Annotated in this window: 1 tRNA gene and 1 rRNA gene; both read right to left on the bottom strand. The window is 42.8% G+C overall.

The window, feature by feature from the left end:
* A 23S ribosomal RNA gene (locus ACFQZJ_RS17215) occupies positions 1 to 227 on the bottom strand; the annotation flags it as partial.
* 219 nt (positions 228 to 446) lie between these two features.
* A tRNA-Ala gene (locus ACFQZJ_RS17210) sits at positions 447 to 523 on the bottom strand.
* Between the last annotated feature and the right edge of the window lie 206 nt (positions 524 to 729).

The raw sequence follows: 729 nt of genomic DNA, 5'->3' as shown, positions 1-729 counted from the left end.
TACTATCGGAATCACTTTTGTTTTCTCCTCCTCCGGGTACTTAGATGTTTCAGTTCCCCGGGTTTGCTTCCTTGCGGATACTATGTCTTCAACATAGTGGGTTGCCCCATTCGGATATCTACGGATCATATCGTGTGTGCCGATCCCCGTAGCTTTTCGCAGCTTATCACGTCCTTCATCGCCTCTGAGAGCCTAGGCATTCCCCATACGCCCTTTTCCAGCTTGTCGCCAAACCTTCTTATTGCTTACTTATTATATATTCGTACTCTTTATCTTCATCGCGCACTGATAGCGCGCAACTACGATTCGTGTTTCTTTCTTTTTAGGTATATACAACACTAATGTTATATATCCTGTTCCAATATGTCAATGAACTTTTTTAGTATCAAGTGATCGGTATAAAGTATGATACTCATTACTATATACTTGGTACTTCGTACTAAATTTGGTGGAGAATATCGGAGTCGAACCGATGACCTCCTGCGTGCAAGGCAGGCGCTCTAGCCAGCTGAGCTAATCCCCCATTTCTTTTAGTGATGAGTTATTAGTGATGAGTTATGAGTTATCAAAACCCCCCTCCCAACTTCTAAAATTTCCTTCAATATCTGTTAATGAACATTTTCAAAATACGAATCCGGAACATCCGGACCCCTAACTTGAAATTGTAGTCCCAGGCAGACTCGAACTGCCGACCTCTACATTATCAGTGTAGCGCTCTAACCAGCTGAG

Source organism: Maribacter chungangensis (assembly GCF_042676845.1).
In the GTDB taxonomy this organism is placed as follows: domain Bacteria; phylum Bacteroidota; class Bacteroidia; order Flavobacteriales; family Flavobacteriaceae; genus Maribacter; species Maribacter chungangensis.
The sequence above is the reverse complement of the archived record's forward strand: the minus strand, read 5'-3'. Positions and strand labels throughout refer to the sequence as shown.